The organism is Rhodopirellula maiorica SM1 (genome assembly GCF_000346295.1).
In the GTDB taxonomy this organism is placed as follows: domain Bacteria; phylum Planctomycetota; class Planctomycetia; order Pirellulales; family Pirellulaceae; genus Novipirellula; species Novipirellula maiorica.
Genome location: NZ_ANOG01000802.1, coordinates 1 through 18,877 on the forward strand (window position 1 = coordinate 1; position 18,877 = coordinate 18,877).

Below are 18,877 nucleotides of genomic sequence, written 5' to 3' on the forward strand. Positions count from 1 at the left end.
AGAAGCAGATGGACGACGAGAGTCGATTGGCCCCGTCCTTGGTGGCGTTCCACTCGCCACGATCTTCCGAGTCCGAGGTGTACCGCGTTGCCAGAACATCACTACTAGTTAAGAACCGTCAACAAAACGCTCGTACCCTGATGATGACCAGTCCCCATCCGGGTGATGGTAAATCCACGACCATTTCAAACCTTGCCATCTCGTTGGCTCAAACGGGTAAACGCGTCTTGTTGATTGATGCCGACATGCGACGTCCTGTTATCGCAGGCCTGTTCGGGCTCGAAGGCGAACCAGGGCTCACGAACGTCCTTTTCGATTCCACACAATTCGACAAGTGTATCCAAAGCACCCCGATCGAAACGCTTTCGGTGATGGCGCATGGGTCGCGAACCTCTGAACCCGCCGAGCTGCTTGAATCGTTCCGGCTCAGCGGTCTGCTACGATCATGCGAGCAACGTTTTGACATCGTGTTGGTCGACGCTCCTCCGCTGCTAGCTGTCGCGGACCCCGCCATCATCGCTCCTCAGGTCGATGGCGTGTTGATGACCGTTCGCGTTCTGAAGAACAACCGCCGCAGCGTCGAGCGAGCCGGGAACGTGCTAGAAGAAATCGGCGTTACCCCAACGGCGATTATCGTGAACGGATCGGACGCGGAAAGCAAAGCCTATGGCTATTCCAATCACTATCGATCCGAAGAGTACAGCTATACGCCCTACTACCACGACACGTACGCGGCCAGTGACCCTCAGCCCAATTCAATCCGTCTGCAAAACGCAGTTGGCTCACAACCAGTGCAACCGACAAAGTTGATGTCTCGTTCCTAGATTCCGAGCAAAGAGTGAAAAGAGTTGGCGGCAAAACGCTGGCCATGTTGAAAGATTCGGTGCCTCGTTCTGATAGTGATCACAGCTTCTAGAACGCAAGAAAGTTGGGTTGGAATATGCAAAAAGTTATCTCTCAAGCCAATCTGATTTGTTTTTCAGGAACTGATCCTCGTGCTTCGATAACGACTGATTTTATGAGTACATCCGCAACGCCTAACGAATATCTGCTAGAGCCAGCGAAGCAGGGCGTCGACACGGCGTCCGAGAGCGTGCAGCTGCAAGAGATTATCGAACGCCACACGGGTAAACCGCCAAGCCGGGAACTGAGCCTAACCTATATATGGCAGGTCGCCCTGACCGCATGCCCGTTGTTGGTGGTCGACCTATTGGTCACGGCTTGTTGTCTCGCAGCGGCGACCTTCCTTGTTTGCAACGTGGCTGGAACCGATCCCTATTCGGGGTTTTGGAAGCAACTTCCCGCCGTGTTGTTATTGCAGTCGGCGCTTTTGTGTCTGCACGGCGTTTATCCCGGTGCCGGACTCAACCCCGTCGCAGAGCTCCGCGGCTTGATTCGCTCGACAATACTCAGCTATCTGGCACTCACCGGGCTCAACGTCATCCTTGGTCAACTGCCACGTTTGGAAGCGACGATCTTTGCGACGTCTGTGCTGATCACGGTACTGTTGTTACCACTCGCACGTACCCTCTCGCGCTACATGATGGGTCATTTCTCGTGGTGGGGAATCCGTGTTTTGGTTGTCGGTGAAACGGAACAGCGAACCATCACGTGCCGAAAACTCATTAAGCACCACGAGTGGGGATACCGCCCAGTAGGCGACTTTAAATGCACGACTTCGCTACGGCCCGAAGCATCCGATTTGATCGATAGCGAACGGCATGATGACTTGGTCGAAATCGCTCGTAGAAAAAAGGCTCCGGCTATACTGATTTGTCCATCACCGGACCGTTATGAATTGGTGCGACGATTGGTATTCCAGATTCCAAGAGTGGTCGCGTTTGGCGATGCAGAATCACCCGATTATACCCGTGCTTCGTCTCATTCGACGCATACCTACACCACCGAATTCAATTTTCCGCTGTTGCATTTTGGACCGCGTTTATTGAAACGTTTTTCGGACATTGTTGTCAGCTTGATCGCCTTGGGATTGTTTGCCATCCCGATGGCGCTGATTGCATTGTTCATCAAGCTAAAATCACCCGGCCCCGTATTTTTCGGACACAAACGCTGTGGACAACATGGAAAAACATTCCGAGCTTGGAAGTTTCGTTCCATGGTCTGTAACGCAGACGAAGTCCTTCAGCAACACCTACGGGAGCACCCAGAACTTCGCGACGAGTGGGAGCGTGATCAAAAGCTAAAAGATGACCCGCGAGTCATTCCTGGCGTTGGCACAATCATCCGCAAATGGAGCCTCGATGAATTTCCACAATTTTGGAATGTTTTAGTTGGGCAGATGAGCTTGATCGGGCCTCGCCCCATCGTGGAATCCGAGATCTCGAAATACAGCGATCGTTATTTCGACTATTCCCACATGACACCAGGGATTACCGGTCTTTGGCAAGTCTCGGGGCGAAACAATACGACCTACGAAGAACGCGTAGCACTGGATCGGTATTATGTTCGAAATTGGTCCATTTGGCTTGACCTGCTGATTCTCGCTAAAACGCCCGCCGCCGTGCTCACCAATCGAGGTGCGTATTAACTTCCATTACGCACTTTGACCGTGCTCTTAGGAAACGATCGCAATGATGGATCATAATAACCTGCGTATTGCACTTGCACACCACTGGCTAGTCGGCATGCGTGGTGGTGAAAAGGTGCTCGAACAGCTCTGCAAGATGTTCCCCGAAGCGCCTATTCATTGCTTGGTATCCGAGCCCAATAAATTGAATGGCATTATCTCGGAAAAGCAGATCGTGTCGTCGCTGCTACAACGGGTTCCTGCGGCCACGCGGTACTACAAACATCTGTTGCCCTTTCATCCTTTGGCGATCGCGAATCTACGTGTTGCCCAGGGAACGGACGTGTTGATCAGTTCCGACGCAGCATTGATCAAGGGAATCACCGTTCCTGAAAACACGCTCCACATTTGTTATTGTCACTCGCCACCTCGCTATTTATGGGAGATGGGCGAAGAGTATCGTCGCAGTTCGTTGGCCGCCAGATTTGCGCTCAATGCATTCTCGAAGCGATTGAAAGCGTTCGACTATCGCGCAGCGCAAAACGTGACGCAATTTATTGCCAATTCGGAATTCGTTGCCGATCGCATTCGCAACTACTACGATTGCGATGCCGTCGTCGTGAACCCTCCGGTGGATGTCGATGCCTTTGACTCGACGCGTCCGCGCGATGCCCATTATCTGGTTGTTTCCGAACTGGTTCCCTACAAACGAATTGACATTGCGGTCAAAGCCTTTGCCGACCATCCGGATCGACGTCTTGTTGTGATTGGTGACGGCAGTGAGCGAGCAAAGCTGCAGCGCATTGCTGGTCCCAACGTGACCTTGATGGGACGTCAACCCTTCGCCGTGCTGAAGGAACACTATGAAACGGCCCGCGCTTTCATCTTTCCCGGCATCGAAGACTTTGGCATCACGCCTGTCGAAGCTCAGGCGGCCGGATGTCCCGTAATTGCGTTTCGCAAAGGGGGCGCGATGGAAACCGTCCGTGATAACGAGACAGGCATCTTCTTTGACGAGCAATCATCGAAATCGCTCTCAGACGCAATCCGTGTTTTCGAACGTTCGCAAATCACCCCTGACCAATGCCGGCACAACTCGGAACGATACACCGAGTCCATTTTCCGTGACCGTATGAAGCAAACCATCAATGCCACACTAGAACGTCATGGCGTCAAGACGGGTGCGGCCTGATGGGTGCGGTCCAAGCAAATCGCAAGCCTCGCGCGGGGCTGCGGGCACACTCTCTTGCTGTGTTAGCGGGACGAGTTTCCAACATGTTGCTAACCGCAGCATCGGTGTTTGTTCTGACTCGCGTGATGGGACAATCAGAGTTCGGTAGCTTCGCGGCTGTGTTTGCGATCACTCAAGCTTCCGTGCTTGCAGCAGTCTTCGGTCTCGACCAGATCGTTATTCGGGAATTGAGCAAAACGAACTGCCCGATCGTCAAAAGATCAATCGTTTACCGCTACTTGGCGGCTGCCGTCATCCCAATCTCCGTTTTTGCAGTCGCCACCGGAATGGTGTTTTACCATTTCGGTGATGTCCTTGTCGGCCAGTCCGTCTCACTCATCGCGGTCTTTGCCATCGTACTATCGACGGTGGTGCGAGCCTTGACTCAGTTAATCGGAGAGATCTGCCGAGCCCTTGACGACCCTATCGTGGCGAGCCTGTGTAGTGGTCTCGGCGGCGGTCCGTTGGCGATGGCTCTGTTCCTCGCCACCTGTGTGCTGTTTCGTATCAATAACGCGATCGAGTGGGAAACCGGCGTAACGATCCATGCCACCGCCGGTCTCGTGACCGCGTTGTTCGGATTGAGCTGGATCATCGCTTTTCTGCTCAAGCCGTCTCTCGCGGCATCGCAGGATGACGTTTCAAAGGATGGAATTCGCAAGAATGAATTTGCTTCCATGCGTCAAATGCTGTTTGACTACGGTTTCCCAGTGTTTTTGGCCTCAGGACTGGGGTATATCTGCCAACGATCGGACATTGCCATCGTTTCGATTCTAGGCACCCCGATCGACGTTGCTTTGTTTGAAGTGGCAACTCGGCTCGCATTGCTTGCGGCGCTTCCGATGGGAATTGCCAACACCATCCTGATTCCACGCATCAGTCGGCTCCTCAAAGATGCTCCCACCGAACTTGAGATTTTGCTTCGAACCGGCGCGTCGATTGCGACAATCATTTCGCTGGCGGCATGCGGATTCTTTGTTTTCGCCCCGGAACTGATTCTTCGAATTGGATTTGGAACGGAGTATGTTGCCGCTGCCCCCTTGCTGATAGCAATCATTCCAGGTTACCTCGCCTTTGTACTCAGCGGGGCTTGTGGCAATGTGTTGATCCAAGGAGGACGCTCGTGGTCGGTGGTGATTAACTCGCTGATCTGTGCCGTGGTCGCTTGTGTGGGTGGGGTATTGTCCTGGCATTTCTTTGGCGCAATCGGAGTCGCTGTTACGACAAGCATCACGATGATCTTGCAAAATTCAATCAATTGGTTGATCGCGTATCGTATTTTTGATGTCAAAACACAAGCCTATTGCTCTCCGAAAAAATTCTACCAAGGCGTTTGCAAGATGATGGATATCTTTAGCCTTAGCAGACTAAAGGAGACCTCATGAGAACTTCCCAGCAACACCAATTGGGCCAAAACCAATCGGGCCAAAACCATCTGCCAACCGCTCAACCCCCTTTGCCAAATTGTTTCATCATTGGTGCGCCCAAATGCGGCACAACGTCGTTGTACGAGTTTCTGTGCATGCACCCTGAGGTTTGTTTTTCCCATCCCAAGGAACCGCTTTTTTGGGCCACCGATTTCCCGGGCGCGAACAGCCTTTCGATTCGCCCTGTGAAAACGCAGCAAGAGTATCTCGGGCTTTTTAAATCTAAAGACCTTCGTTCGAAACGGATCATTGCTGAAGCGAGCACTTGCTACTTAATGTCCGAGACCGCAGTTGGAAACATCTTGAACTTTAACCCCGCGGCGAAGTTCATCGCGATGTTGCGAAACCCCGTAGAGCTTGTTCAGGCTTGGCACAATGAATTGGTGTACAACGGATTAGAACCTGAGACCGATTTCCACACTGCATGGATGTTACAGCAGTCGCGTCAAAACGGCCAATGTTTACCGAAGGTGTGTCCCGTTCCAGAGTTTCTACAATACGGGCGTGTGGGACGGTTGGGCGAACAGATCCAGCGTGTTAAGCAGCTCGTTCCGTCGGACCAATTACTACTGATTCATTCGCGAAACCTGCGAAACGACGCCGAACATGAATGCCGCCGAGTTCTCGAATTCTTAGGTCTTTCGGCACCCGATCGTCTTGAATTCCCCACGGCGAACGCTTCGAAACGAATGCGATTCCGGTTCCTTGCAACCCTTTTCTTCCACCCACCGGCAATACTAGAGAAACCGACAAAATGGTTGCGACGTGGCTTTGGTGCGTTCCCCAAACCACTGCGTGCCATCATCGATCAAGCCATTCGGCCGCGAAACAAGAAGTCAAACTTGGAACCATCGTTTTCTTCGGAGTTGAACGCATACTTTGCGGAGGACTTACGGCTTTTGAATGAGATCGCGGAACACGATTTTCGATAACGGGAATATGTCCCGAAACGATGGACTCTGTCTTTACGGATAGGTTCGATCCTCTTTCCATTCATCGATCGTCCAGAATGTCTTCGCCAAACCAACTTCCGAACCGTGCTAAAACGTCTGCGGAATGGTTTCTCGGACTGCTTTTGCAACCTGGATTCAGTTTCCTTCCCGCCTTAGTGGTAGGCGGTGTTTTTTGGGCGAGCGCGCCTGATAATGGTGCCTACGGCTTCATGCACCCCACCCAGGTCCAGCTGCCATCGCTGCTGTACTTTATCGGTTTCTACGTGGCGGCGGTGCTAGCGGCGACCCTGGGTTCGATGCTCGGTCGCCGAATCGGAACGCGACTTCAGCATATTGGCAACGGTCCAACTGCATTTCAGAACGCTTACTATGTGTTTACGGCCATTGCCGCAAGCGGTGTTTTATTGGCATGGCTGAAAGTCCTATCGGTTGCCCCGCATGTCATCCGCGACTTGGCAGAGTTGAACGGAAACGCCATGAAGATTGCGCTAACCGAAGACTATTCGGTGCTCTACTCGCTGCGTTATGCCGCGGGTCCGGCCGCGGGGGTTGCACTTTTCCACAGGCTCTCGCTACGTCCTAAATCCAAAATGACGCGGCTTTGCGATTGGATCAATCTAGTGGCGGTACTTTTGGGAGCAGCGCTGTCCCAACGGATGCTGATCACGCAAGCCTGCTTTGTCGCAGTCGGGTGTCATCTGCTCGCGCTACCAGAACGCCGGATCTCATGGAAAAGTATGTTGATCCCAGCTGGCTGCATCCTTGTGATCGCAACCGCAATGACGTACGTGCGGAACGCAAACTTTTATGCGGATCGCTACAACGTCAAGACGCCTGCGGGCGTCATGCAAATTCAAATTGCACGATACCTCGCGGCGCCGATGCAAGTATCGCTGTCGGTCAGTCGGTTTGCGGCCTATAGCGATAGTGAAGCTTCACACCACAGCAACATGAAGTACTTGCTGCTTCCTACGTTCTTGCACGACGAAAGCCGCAAGACCGACTTCTCAGGCGGAGTCGGCGAACAGTGGTATCTCGGTTTCACCGACGTCGACAAAACGTTGACAACCAACTCCGCACTCGCAGAGATTTATCAAGATGCGCAAGGCAATACATTCGTGTTTGCCTGCATCGCCTTTTTTGTGTTTGCCGTCATTGCCAGTGGGTTGATCCAACTCAATATGTTCATCAGTGTCGCAGGACTGATGCTACTGTACAGCTTCGCCGAGATATGGCGAGAGTATCAGTTCAACAATGGATTGGTGTATTTCCAGCTAGTCGCAATCTTGGCCGCGACGGTCATTGGCATTGCCATTAGCAATCTACAGACGATCAAATTTCGTCGTTACCAAACACGCTGAGGGCGATTTTTCGATGAACTACTTTTATGACCAGCGATGGTGCGGACAACATGGGATTGGGCGTTTTGCATCGGAAATCGGCAAGCAGCTAACGGACTTTCGCGACATACCGCTTGCAACAAAACCATTGGCGGCTCGAGATGGGGTTGCACTGTCAAAATTCCTGCGGCGCAATCAGGCAAAATTGTATGTGTCGCCAGGATTCAATGTCCCCTGGAAACTCAGTTGTAACGTCGTGGTATCGATTCACGATATGATCCACGTTCATTTCCCCAAGGAAACGTCCATCGCCAAAGCAGCATACTACCGCTTGATTCAGCGTCCTGTGGTGAGACGATCCGCTCTGACACTGACCGTCTCGCAATACAGTCGACGCGAAATTGTTCAATGGTACGGAATTGACGAAGAACGGGTCGTCGTGGTGGGCAACGGAATTTCCGAATCGTTCACTGCAGCGGGGCCTCGATTTTCGCATCCTCGGCCGTACATTCTCTATGTCGGAGCCATACGTCCTCACAAGAACGTGGAATGCTTGCTCCAGGCGATCAAGCGACTCGATGCAACAATGACACCGGACTTATTGTTGGTTTGTCGCCCAACCGCGGAGCTAAAGCAATGGATTGTCGAAGCGGGGTTAACTGCTCGCACGACCATTCTTTCGGGAATCGATGACACGCAATTAGCCTCGGTGTATCGGGGAGCTGAGTGTCTCGTTTTCCCCAGTCTCTATGAAGGCTTTGGATTGCCCGCCGTCGAGGCGATGGCTTGCGGATGCCCTACGCTATTGTCCGATCGTACCTCGCTGCCAGAAATTGGCGGCGATGCTGCGATCTATTTTGACGCAGCGTCGGTCGACGACCTGCGGGATCACCTCCACCGTTTCCTAGCCGGCGCTGTTGATCGTGATGGAATGATCAAACGAGGACTGCAGCAAGCATCCCAATATTCGTGGGAAGCCGCACGAAGAAAGGTTCGTGACTCGCTCGTGCAAGCAAATTTGTTACCTGCCTAATGTATCGCTCTTTGTATTTATCTAGTCGAGCTGAACTCCATCAGGCTCATGTGAACCGCATTGTCATTGAGGAAATTCGAAGTGAGTAAACTTACGCATCGACCCAAACTTTGGCTAAAGTCGCGTCTGAGCCGACTCTCAGGACGGATCATTGGCAAGCACGTCCGCGCCCTGATCATCCAATCGGGGAAGTACAAGTTTGCAGTTGATCCTCAAGACATCGGAGTCGGTCGACATCTGCGACTACGCGGTGTCTATGGGGCTGACGAACTTCAGCGGATGTCAAAGTACATCGACGAAACGTCTACCGTCGTGATCGTGGGGACGCATGTGGGCACGATCGCCATTCCCATCGCAGATCAATGCCAACGCGTGATCGCCTTCGAGGCCAATCCAGAGACATTTGAGCTTCTCTCAATGAACATGGCCATCAACCAATGCACTTCAATTACCGCTCACAACCTGGCCGTAAGCAATCGTGATTGTGAACTGAAGTTCTTGATCAACCAAGCAAATTCTGGCGGCAGTAAGATTGTGCCAGAAAACAAGACATTCAATTATTACTATGACTCGCCAAAGGAAGTCACCGTCAAAGGGGTCGCAGGCGATACGCTGATCGATGCCGAGTCGATCGATCTGATGGTCATGGATATCGAAGGTTCCGAGTACTTCGCGCTGCAAGGAATGCCACGGGCACTCTCAATTACCAAGACCCTGATTGTTGAATTTGTTCCGCATCACCTGCGAGATGTCAGCGGCGTGAGCGTGGCCGATTTCCTTGCAGTGATTGGAGATTTCTCGCGACTGACGGTTCCATCCAAGGGAATCACCGTTGAACGCGACCAGTTTCTACCAACGCTTCAGAAAATGTATGACGCGGATCAGGATGATGACGGAATCATTTTTGAAAAGTAATCCTACGGGCCACGTCTAACCCTGCGGTCATTCGGTTCGGCAGCCAGACGGCGAATCAACGAAAACTCTTCGGAATGCGTGGCGGAGCCCCCGAGCCCGTGCTGCTCGAAGACTCCGCGACCCCGCGCTCGTTGGTGCACTCCGTTGCAACTTGATGTGCGATTATTTCCGATACGTTGTTGATGACCGCCGCTTGATTGAAGCAAAATCAACAAGCCGTTGGCGAGTTCCACCATGCGGGATGCCGACCGGACGAAAGTCTTGAGGTCTTGTCGATCTAAGCGCTGAACAGTCAGCCAGCGGCGTACTCGCATCCGTGATGCGTACGCCTATCGGCTAACGGTTAAACGAATCAGTGTACGAGATCGCTTTAGTTTTGAGCCAGTTTGTCCGCGTCGTCATCGCCGTTGACGTACGGATTCTCACGCACAGGCCCCATCTTCTTGGCCTTCGGTTTGACCGAAGCCGAGTACGAGATGCAAGGATTGCCGACCGGACCGTGCGCGGCACCAGGCGGAGTCATAAAGTCTGATTCCAAACGACCGCGATAACTGGTCGGAGCATTGACCATCGGTGGCGCTGCAAAGGGACTCATTCCATAAGGCCGAGCGTAGCGGGCACCGTAATAGACAGGGGGATTCGTGGCAAAATAGGGGGGGGTGCGGATTGAGGTTCCGTAGTAGGAACCATACGGACTGTAGAATCCGTAGCCGCCGAAGGGGAAAATTCCGCCGACGTCAGGGTATTGGGCTGAGGCCGATTCGGCCGTGGTAACAGCGGCGGCAAAGGCAAATACGGCAGCGACAACGATACTTTTCATCGAAAACCTCAACTATACATCATGGGGGCTAGGATTGGCGCAATATTTCTGCGACTCTCGCGATCAAGAAACGGAGGGCCCCCGTACGACCCTATGCTTACGCATAACCCCTACGCTAGTTGGCAAATTACCTCGTTTCAACTGATTCGTTTCGACATTTCGCTAATTCTGTGTTTTCCGCTCCCACGCCACATTCCGAAGAACCGCCGTCCCCGAACTCCTGCAGAGCAATTATTCCGTGAAAATCGTTTGCATTATTCATTCTCTTAGTGGTGGTGGCGCCGAGCGGGTGATGGCAGCGCTGGCATCCGAATTGTCGGCCCGCGAGCACGAAGTGGTGCTGGTTACGTTTGACGACGCGCGTACCGACCGACATGAGGTCGCGGAAACCGTCCGTCGCATTCCGCTGCGGGTGATGCGTGCCAGCCGCGGACGCGTCGACAAGGCGATGAACCTCCACCGCCGACACAAGGCCATCCGCAAGACGATTGCGACAGAAAAACCCGACGTCGTGCTGTCGTTTTGCGATCGCACCAATCTCGATGTGCTGCTGTCGACGATCGGGTTGAAGGTGCCGATCGTGATCAGCGAACGCAGCGACCCGGCGCAACAATCGCTCGGATTTTTCTGGGAAAACATGCGGCGACGCTCTTATAAGCGAGCCGCGCGAGTGGTCGCGCTAACCGACGCCATCGCCAAAACCCTCGCCCCGCTTAGCCCTCGGCCGATTGCAGTGATCCCATCGGCAATCACACCACCGCGGTGCCGTGACATCGAACATGAAAACAAGATCATCCTAGGAGTCGGCCGCCTCGCACCCGAAAAAGGCTTCGACCGCTTGATCGATGCGTTTGCAAAAATCGCCAATGATGCTCCCTCGTGGTCGTTGAAAATTTTGGGCGAAGGAGCGATGCGTGAGGAACTGCAGCGACAAGCCGATGAGGCCGGAATCAGCCGACGCTTGTCGATGCCCGGCTGGCTGCGTCCGATCGCACCGGAATATGAAATCGCAACGCTGTTCGTTCTACCAAGCCGCTACGAAGGATTTCCCTCGGCGCTGTTGGAAGCAATGGCAACCGGGTTACCCTGTATCGCAATGAATTGTCAAAGTGGTTCTTGCGAGATCGTCACGCACAACGAAAACGCATTATTGGTCGACGACAGTGTTGACGCGCTCGCCGATGCAATGCGTCATTTGATCCAAAACGAGTCCGAACGCGTGCGGCTTGGCAACGCCGCCACCGCCGTCGTCGAACGGTTCGACATGACATCGATGGTCGATGCGTATGAGGACTTGTTGTGCGAAGTCGCGAAGGACAACCCAAAGTCGCGAAAACGTCCGGAAGATTTGGCGTAGATTAGATTTGCCGTAGATTAACGTAGGCCGGATCAAGTCGCGGCAGCGGCGCCGATTCGGCAAGGGGCGAACGTGATGGTAAAGACATTCTTACCGGATTGTCGATTTAGTCTGACGTTGGAATGCCTCGTTTAACCGTTAGCCGATAGGCGTACGCTAACAGATGCAAGTATGGCTTCGGAGACTGTTAAACGATTAAATCCCAATGGCGAGCCGAGGGCCGTCAGGCACCGCGTCGTGTGTGATACCCGGATGCTGACGAGAACGTCCGGCTTAGGCCAGAGGCCGATACATCCTCTGCCGTGGCCGTACGGCCAATGCCATCTACTTTGGCAACCATTGGTGGGATGCTCAAGTAGTGGGATTCGCCAGAATTCCCATGTTTGCTGTTGAAACACCAGGAACTCTGGCGAGTCCCACTACGAAAGTCGATGGCATTGGCCGTAAGGCCACGGGATGTAGCGTATGAGCTGCAAAGGCCGGAGGCCGACACAATGACTGAGTAAATGTGTCGGCCTCCGGCCTTGGATTTGCTGCATTCCAAACCGGTGGTTAACACCACCGGCATGAATTGTACCGGCCTCCGGCCTTAAAAAAAGAACGAATGCGAGTTGTTTGAGTCACCCTAAGCCGGACGTTCTCTGACGCGTCGCGGCTCAACAAATCAACAAGCCGCCCGCGAGTTCCGTTACAGGCGGATCAACCAGAGGCGGATCAAAGCCGGCCTAACAAGTCGCGTTTCTTCTCGTCAAATTCCTGATCGCTGATGTAACCCTTTTCCTTGAGCGAGCCGAGACGCTCGAGCGTGCCGAGGATGTCCTCGCTGCCTGAGGCGTCCTGACGGTTCATGCTGCCGTTTTCCGAATTGGCGGATGGATGATTGCCCGATGGTTCATTGGCCGGCGCTGCGGGTGCCGGAGCCGGAGGGGCCGGCGGTGACGCTATCGGAACACCATTGCGAGAAACCACGGGCAGACTTGCCAAGTTGACCGTTCCGTATTGGCTGGTGAACGTGATCGAGCTGCCGCCTCCTTGCTGCTGGCCAAAGCCACCGATCTGGTGATCCAGCGTATCGTAGACCCAAACGTCCGAGCCCGTCTTGACGGCCAACCGACGATTCCAAGAAAAGTAGGCGTAACGCACATTGTTTTGGGATCCCGTCGCATTGGGCGTTCCCAGTTCCTCAGGCCACCAATTCTGATCTGGATCAGGGATGAACAGACTGTTGTTACTGCCCATCGCGCCGGATGCCTGAGACTGCATATTTCCGCTCCCTTGGCATTGGCCTCCCTGGCTTTGGCTTTGGAACGATCCGACGAACGGCGAGTTTTGGTGCTTGGCCAATTCGTTGGCAATATCGTTGCAAATATTTTCAACGCGAGCTTTCAATTGATAGTTGAACAAATCGCTGACCATGGTCATCCCGCCTCGCATCCATTGGCCGCTACCGCCAAATTCGGGATGATTAAATTGGGCCATCGATCCGTTGCCGTTGTGGATGGCAATCAACATGTGCGTGACCGCATCGCTGGACAGCCCGTGACGCTGGCCGAGACGTTCAACGATTTCGTTTCCCGCAGGGGATAACTGTGGCATGGTACGTAGATTCCTAAATCGGATTTACCGAATTTAAACAAAGGGAGAATAGAAAGGATGACTCGTTCCGCCACGGAGTGGCGATGCCACCCACTTGTATTTTGACGTCTTACCCGCGGCAGGGGAAGCGTGCGTCGCCGGATTGTTCGACGCAGGGCGCGATTAGCGCGAGACAATCACTAGCAACCCGGCAAACAGGACAACGGTCAGTCGCAGAATCGCACAACTTGGGCAAACATGTGGCAATGCGTTTGAATCACCATTAGAATGACCGCACTTGTTCGGCGAGAACAAAACCACCTTCAATGCGCATAAGGCGACGCACTGTGAGTTTCGACACCAGAAACCTACCTCCACAATCTCCCTACTCGCCACCGCAGCGACATGGCGGGCCGACCCCGACAAGCGACATTCCGCAAGGCAAAAAGCAGTCGGGATTTGGGATCGCCTCGTTCATCATGTCGATCCTAGTCGGCATTGGTGCCTTCACGATCATTCTGGTGGCCGGGTACATGGAAGCCTCTAGCCCCGAAGGCATCAACGAAGAATCGCCGATCGCGATCATCGTGGGTCTGTGCATTTTCGCAGTTATCGGTCTGAACCTGCTGGGGATCGGATTGGGAGTCGCCGGGTTGTGCCAACCCAATCGCTCGCGAATCTTTGCAATTCTCGGGCTCGTCTTTAACGGCATGGTGATCATGGGCATTATCGGGATCATGGCGCTCGGTGTCGCCATGGGCGGCTAAGCCGACACGGCAGTCATGATCGGTTAAAATCCCGCTAGCCGTTTGGGCAAACGCTGCGAACGGCTTGTTGAATTAGCCTGACTTTCGAATGCTTCGTATAACCGTCGTCCGATAGGCGTACGCTCAATGCCATCGACTTTTGCAACCATTGGGGGATGCTCAAGTAGTGGGATTCGCCAGAATTCTTATCTTTGCTGTTGAAACACCAGGAACTCTGGCGAGTCCCACTACGAAAGTAGATGGCATTGGGCGTGGGGCCCGCCCGGTCTAAAACGAACGTCTTACTCGCCTCAACCGGACGGCTCGCGCCGTGCCGCTACCAAAGTAGATGGCATTGGGCGTACGCTGACCGATGCGAGTACGGCCTCGGCTGACGATGAATCGTTTTAATCAAATAGCTGTAGCAGCGTTTCGCTGGTACCGCTGGAACGCCGGAGCGGCTGCTCGCGGTAAAGATACCGAAAGCCCCCTGGCTACCTGCTTAATTACGAACTTCGCCGCCGCTGGAGCCAAGTTCGTCATGTTTTTATGGACTTGTCCTGGTATCCTATAGCTAGCGGAGCCAACGACTTAGACTCCGTCCGAAAACACTTATCTTGATCGCACGTCGATCCCTCTAAACGCGCAGAGATACCTGATATGAGCCAAGCGACTCGCGAATTTACCGATTTGCTCCTGAAGAAAGGCATCATCAGCCTCGACCAACTCACCGAAGCCGAAGGGGTGGCCAAGAACACCAAAGCCGATGTGGGCGATGTGCTGGTCCAAATGGAGTACGCCACGCCCGAAGAAGTGGCACTCGCGCTCGCCGAATTCCACAAAATCCCCTTCGTCGACCTTCGCGAAGAACGGATTGCTGAATCGGTGATCGAATTGATCCCCGAATCAGTCGCTCGCGAAAACACGATTCTGCCTTTCAGTAGCGACGAAGAAGGAACGCTGCGTATTTTGATTGCCGACCCCTTTGATTTCGCGACGGTGGAAAAACTGAGGTTCATTCTGAACCGCAAAATCGAAACCGCATTGGCACCAAAATCGGCCATCATCGGAGCGATCAACCAATACTACGGTCAGGTCGAAGGGGAATCGGCTGACTCGATGCTGCAAGAATTCACCGATACGGCGATCGACTTTACCGAGACCAGCGACGATGACGGCGGGGCGGCCGCCGGCGACGAAACCGTCGATGACAACAGTGCTCCCGTCATCCGGTTGGTCAATCTGATGATCCAGGAAGCGGTGCAGCTGCGGGCCAGCGATATTCACGTCGAGCCGTTTGAACACCGAGTCCGCATCCGTTATCGAATTGACGGCGTTTTGGTCGAGCGAGAAAACGTGCCTCGCCGAATGCTATCGGCCGTGATCGCCCGTATCAAGATTCTGTCGAAGATCGACATTTCGGAAAAACGAAAACCGACAGACGGACGGATCAAGATCACGGTGGGTGACAAACAGCTCGATTTGCGGGTCAGTATCATCCCCACCAATCACGGCCAATCCTGCGTGATGCGGCTGCTCGATAAAGACAACATCAAAGTCGGGGTTCGCCAACTCGGTCTTTCCGAGCGCGACTTCCGCAACTTCAACTCACTGATCCGCCGGCCCAACGGCATCATTCTGGTGACCGGTCCGACCGGCTCGGGCAAAACGACGACGTTGTACGCGTCGCTCAATGCACTGAACCGCCCGGACCGCAAAGTGATCACTGCGGAAGACCCGGTCGAATACTATCTCCCCGGGATCAATCAGGTCGAAGTGAAACATAATATCGGACTCGACTTTGCTCGCATCATTCGCGCGATGCTGCGTCAGGCCCCCAATATCATCCTGGTGGGTGAAATGCGAGATCACGAGACAGCAGCGACGGGAATCGAGGCCAGTCTTACTGGACACCTGGTATTCAGTACCCTGCACACGAACGATGCGCCCAGTGCGATATCACGAATGGTGGACATCGGTGTACCTGGCTATATGGTGGCAAGTAGTGTGATCTCGGTCCTTGCCCAACGTTTGGTGCGGACGATCTGCCCCCGCTGCAAGGTGCGATACCAACCATCCGAAAGTGTGCTGGCGGATTCGATGTTGCCACCGGAAATGATCAAGCAGGCCGAGTTCACCAAAGGCAAGGGATGTTCGTTCTGCGGTCGCAGTGGATACCGCGGCCGAATTGGTATCTACGAACTGATGTTAGTGAACTCGAAGCTACGCGAGTTGATGTTCAAAGGCGCGAGTACTTTGGAACTGCGTAACGCAGCCATAAGAAACGGTATGTCAACACTTTACGCCGATGGAATGCTGAAGGTGATCCGTGGGGTGACGACGTTTGAAGAGGTCAATCGCGTTGCCAAACGAACCGAATTAGAGGACATCGCGTTGGCTCATATCACCAAAGATTTGGCATCACTTTGATGACTCATTTTTTGCTTTCAAATCGACTCTCACGGGAGTCGAGGGGAAGGCAATTTGGGGTGAAATCACGGCGGCGAAGAAGAGCTTCACTCAGCGGCTCGAATCGGCGGCATAGGACCACCCACCGGAACCACACGCCATACCACCCTGATAACGGAACACAGACCGCCCAAGCTGCGATTTGTCGAATCACGTTTTTAATGGTCGAAGAGTCAAAACAGGTGAATTCTTTGAATGCGAGCAATAACGTGTGATAATGAAGTCATCGCCGCAATCATTTATTTCTCCTCGCGGCCTCTTTTCGATCGAATTTATTAATCTATCCATCCATGTCAAAGCAGGCTTCGCAGCCACTCGTATCACAACCAATCGAATTGATTGACGATTAACGTCCGCTGTGATTACGGGAAGCCGAACCGCTTTTCTCCGATTTCGCCCCTTTCAAAAAATCAGACATTCGCTTCATGGCCACGGTGCTCATTGACAAGCTGCTACAGGCAGCAATCAAGCAAGGTGTCAGCGACATTCATATTGTTGTTGGCCAACCTCCGGTATTCCGGCTGCATGGACGGATGCGAAAACTCGACACCAAGACGCTTGATGCCGCCGATGCGGTGGGATTGATGAAGAGCATCACTCCGGAGCGTTGTCAGCGAGAATTACAAGAGACAGGCAGCGCCGATTTTGGATTCGCCTTTGGCGAATTGGCACGTTTTCGTGTCTCGGTGTTCAAGCAGCGTGGTTTCATTTCGATGGTACTGCGTCAGATCCCGAACGATAAACTGACTCCCGAACAACTCGGATTGCCCGAATCGGTGGTCAAAATGGTCCACCGTCCCCGTGGATTGTTTTTGGTAACCGGGCCGACGGGGTCGGGAAAAAGTACGACGTTGGCGAGTTTGATCAACTTGCTAAACGAGACCGTGGATCATCACATCATCACGATCGAAGACCCGATCGAGTTTTATCACGACCATAAAGAGAGCACGATCAACCAACGCGAAGTCGGCGTGGACGTGCCAAGTTTTTCCGAAGCGATTCGGCGTGCGTTGCGGCAGGACCCCGACGTGATTCTGGTCGGCGAGCTTCGCGACTTGGAAACAATCGAAGCGGCGATCAGTGCGGCGGAAACAGGGCACGTTGTCTTTGGCACGCTGCACACCAACAGTGCTCAGGGCACTGTCAACCGAATCATTGACGCGTTCCCAGGGAACCTGCAGGACCAAATTCGAACCCAGTTGGCCAGTACGCTCATCGGCGTGGTTGCTCAAACGCTGCTGCCCAAGATCGGCGGTGGACGAGTGGCGGCTTACGAGATTTTGGTGGTCACGCCAGGGATCGCGAACCTGATTCGAGAAAACAAAACATTCCGCATCAACAGTGCGATGCAGACCGGAGCCAAATTCGGGATGCAGTTGATGGACGACACGCTGTTCAACCTATGGCGTGACGAATTGATCACGGTCGAAGACGCGCTTGGAAAAGCGCACCGCCCGGATGACCTCGCCAAACGAATCGTTCAATTCCGCCACGGCGAAGGGGACGCACCGATCCCCATCCCCGAAGACAACGGAAAACACTAGTAGGATAGGCTTCCAGCCTGTCAACGTGGGATAGGCTTCCAGCCTGTCAACAAACTCAAAACACACAACTTCAAGAGCGAAACAGTAGACGACTTGTTGATTTCATCCTGATTCAAATCGCAACGATGAGCCGTGGGCTGTAAGGCACCGGGCGGTGCGTGGGCCCCGGCCGCTAACGCGTCGCGGCTCAATAATCCAACAAGCCATTGACGCGTTTCGCTACAGGCTTTTCAAACTTCATCCTTTCAACTTCGAACCACTACCATGGCCGCACGTCGAATTGGACAGATCCTCGTCGACCTCGGTTTTTTGACCGACGAACAACTCGAGATTGTGCTCGAAGAACAAGAGCAACAACCGGGTGCGTTGTTCGGCAAGATCGCCGAAGACATGCAATTGATCACCGACGAGCAGCTCATCCAAGCGCTCGCCGAGCAGATGTCGATGCAGACAGTCTCGCTCGAGGACGCGGAGATTCCGGTCGAGGTGCGTGACAAGATCACCGAGACGATGGCTCAGTTGTACCGGATCGTGCCAATTCGGTTCGACGAGGATATGAACCGTTTGACGGTCGCCACGTGTGACCCGCAAAATCTGACCATCCAAGACGAATTGCGTACGTTCTTGGGTTACGACATCGCGATGGTCGTGACGACCGAACGCGAAGTCCTGCAGTACATCACCAAGCACTTTGACTCGGAATCCGAGAGCGTCGAGAAACTGGTCGCCGAGTTGGCCGACGACGAAGAGCTGAAGAAGATGGTTTCCGCACTGGAGACCGAAAAGTTCAACATCACCGACGCCGAAGCACTCGCGGATTCCGCACCGGTACGAAAGCTACTGAACATGGTGCTATTGTTGGCGATCAAGGATCACGCCAGCGATATTCACTTTGAACCGTTCGAAGACGAGTTCCGGATTCGCATCAAATCCGAAGCGT

The 18,877-nt window shown here is 53.6% G+C and carries 15 protein-coding genes; 13 read left to right on the forward strand and 2 right to left on the reverse strand.

The annotated features are described in order from the left end of the window. The 8 genes from RMSM_RS26135 to RMSM_RS26170 form a co-directional block, all read left to right on the forward strand. Nucleotides 1-824: CpsD/CapB family tyrosine-protein kinase (locus RMSM_RS26135; protein WP_144057975.1), on the forward strand; the 824-nt coding region annotated here is incomplete at its 5' end. Between the two features lie 194 nt (nt 825-1,018). Continuing rightward, nucleotides 1,019-2,548, forward strand: coding sequence for an undecaprenyl-phosphate galactose phosphotransferase WbaP (gene wbaP, locus RMSM_RS26140; protein WP_160168380.1), 1,530 nt, complete (start codon nt 1,019-1,021; stop codon nt 2,546-2,548). A 43-nt stretch (nt 2,549-2,591) separates the two neighbouring features. Further along, a complete protein-coding gene (locus tag RMSM_RS26145) occupies nt 2,592-3,719 on the forward strand; it encodes a glycosyltransferase (RefSeq protein WP_040769449.1) in 1,128 nt (375 codons plus the stop codon). Next, entirely contained in the window at nt 3,719-5,143 is a 1,425-nt protein-coding gene (locus RMSM_RS26150; RefSeq protein ID WP_008703827.1) for a lipopolysaccharide biosynthesis protein, read from the forward strand. The genes RMSM_RS26145 and RMSM_RS26150 overlap by 1 nt, the downstream gene beginning before the upstream one ends. Further along, on the forward strand, nt 5,140-6,117 hold the full coding sequence (locus RMSM_RS26155; protein ID WP_008703830.1) for a sulfotransferase domain-containing protein: 978 nt from the start codon (nt 5,140-5,142) through the stop codon (nt 6,115-6,117). Before RMSM_RS26150 ends, RMSM_RS26155 begins: the two co-directional genes overlap by 4 nt. 77 nt (nt 6,118-6,194) lie before the next feature. Next, complete coding sequence (locus RMSM_RS26160) at nt 6,195-7,499, forward strand: hypothetical protein (protein ID WP_008703832.1); 1,305 nt, start codon at nt 6,195-6,197, stop codon at nt 7,497-7,499. 13 nt (nt 7,500-7,512) lie between these two features. Then, nucleotides 7,513-8,511: a glycosyltransferase family 4 protein gene (locus tag RMSM_RS26165; RefSeq protein ID WP_008703834.1), complete on the forward strand. Its 999-nt coding sequence runs from the start codon at nt 7,513-7,515 to the stop codon at nt 8,509-8,511. A gap of 81 nt (nt 8,512-8,592) precedes the next feature. Then, nucleotides 8,593-9,426, forward strand: coding sequence for an FkbM family methyltransferase (locus RMSM_RS26170; RefSeq protein WP_008703835.1), 834 nt, complete (start codon nt 8,593-8,595; stop codon nt 9,424-9,426). A 370-nt stretch (nt 9,427-9,796) separates the two neighbouring features. Here the strand turns inward: RMSM_RS26170 and RMSM_RS37365 are convergent, their stop codons facing one another. Then, nucleotides 9,797-10,246 carry a hypothetical protein gene (locus RMSM_RS37365; RefSeq protein WP_008703837.1) on the reverse strand — a complete coding sequence of 150 codons (450 nt, stop codon included), beginning with the start codon at nt 10,244-10,246 and terminating at the stop codon, nt 9,797-9,799. Between the two features lie 238 nt (nt 10,247-10,484). Here RMSM_RS37365 and RMSM_RS26185 point away from each other — a divergent pair, with 238 nt between their 5' ends. Then, on the forward strand, nt 10,485-11,603 hold the full coding sequence (locus tag RMSM_RS26185) for a glycosyltransferase family 4 protein (protein WP_008703839.1): 1,119 nt from the start codon (nt 10,485-10,487) through the stop codon (nt 11,601-11,603). Nucleotides 11,604-12,317: 714 nt separating this feature from the next. Here the strand turns inward: RMSM_RS26185 and RMSM_RS26190 are convergent. Further along, on the reverse strand, nt 12,318-13,199 hold the full coding sequence (locus RMSM_RS26190; protein ID WP_008703841.1) for an SHOCT domain-containing protein: 882 nt from the start codon (nt 13,197-13,199) through the stop codon (nt 12,318-12,320). Between the two features lie 326 nt (nt 13,200-13,525). Here RMSM_RS26190 and RMSM_RS26195 point away from each other — a divergent pair, with 326 nt between their 5' ends. The 4 genes from RMSM_RS26195 to RMSM_RS26210 all read left to right on the forward strand — a co-directional run. After that, nucleotides 13,526-13,945 (forward strand): hypothetical protein, encoded by a 420-nt coding sequence (locus RMSM_RS26195; RefSeq protein ID WP_008703844.1) that lies wholly within the window; start codon nt 13,526-13,528, stop codon nt 13,943-13,945. 639 nt (nt 13,946-14,584) lie between these two features. Further along, nucleotides 14,585-16,354, forward strand: coding sequence for a GspE/PulE family protein (locus RMSM_RS26200; RefSeq protein WP_008703849.1), 1,770 nt, complete (start codon nt 14,585-14,587; stop codon nt 16,352-16,354). A gap of 464 nt (nt 16,355-16,818) precedes the next feature. Further along, nucleotides 16,819-17,937: a type IV pilus twitching motility protein PilT gene (locus RMSM_RS26205; RefSeq protein WP_008703853.1), complete on the forward strand. Its 1,119-nt coding sequence runs from the start codon at nt 16,819-16,821 to the stop codon at nt 17,935-17,937. Nucleotides 17,938-18,201: 264 nt separating this feature from the next. Next, nucleotides 18,202-18,877 (forward strand): GspE/PulE/PilB domain-containing protein (locus RMSM_RS26210; RefSeq protein ID WP_008703855.1); only part of this gene is annotated, 676 nt, incomplete at its 3' end.

Bases quoted from the DNA above. Each gene is read 5' to 3' on its own strand.
- wbaP (WP_160168380.1), top strand. From the start codon at position 1,019: ATGAGTACATCCGCAACGCCTAACGAATATCTGCTAGAGCCAGCGAAG.
- RMSM_RS26145 (WP_040769449.1), top strand. From the start codon at position 2,592: ATGATGGATCATAATAACCTGCGTATTGCACTTGCACACCACTGGCTA.
- RMSM_RS26150 (WP_008703827.1), top strand. From the start codon at position 3,719: ATGGGTGCGGTCCAAGCAAATCGCAAGCCTCGCGCGGGGCTGCGGGCA.
- RMSM_RS26155 (WP_008703830.1), top strand. From the start codon at position 5,140: ATGAGAACTTCCCAGCAACACCAATTGGGCCAAAACCAATCGGGCCAA.
- RMSM_RS26160 (WP_008703832.1), top strand. From the start codon at position 6,195: ATGTCTTCGCCAAACCAACTTCCGAACCGTGCTAAAACGTCTGCGGAA.
- RMSM_RS26165 (WP_008703834.1), top strand. From the start codon at position 7,513: ATGAACTACTTTTATGACCAGCGATGGTGCGGACAACATGGGATTGGG.
- RMSM_RS37365 (WP_008703837.1), bottom strand. From the start codon at position 10,246: ATGAAAAGTATCGTTGTCGCTGCCGTATTTGCCTTTGCCGCCGCTGTT.
- RMSM_RS26190 (WP_008703841.1), bottom strand. From the start codon at position 13,199: ATGCCACAGTTATCCCCTGCGGGAAACGAAATCGTTGAACGTCTCGGC.
- RMSM_RS26200 (WP_008703849.1), top strand. From the start codon at position 14,585: ATGAGCCAAGCGACTCGCGAATTTACCGATTTGCTCCTGAAGAAAGGC.
- RMSM_RS26205 (WP_008703853.1), top strand. From the start codon at position 16,819: ATGGCCACGGTGCTCATTGACAAGCTGCTACAGGCAGCAATCAAGCAA.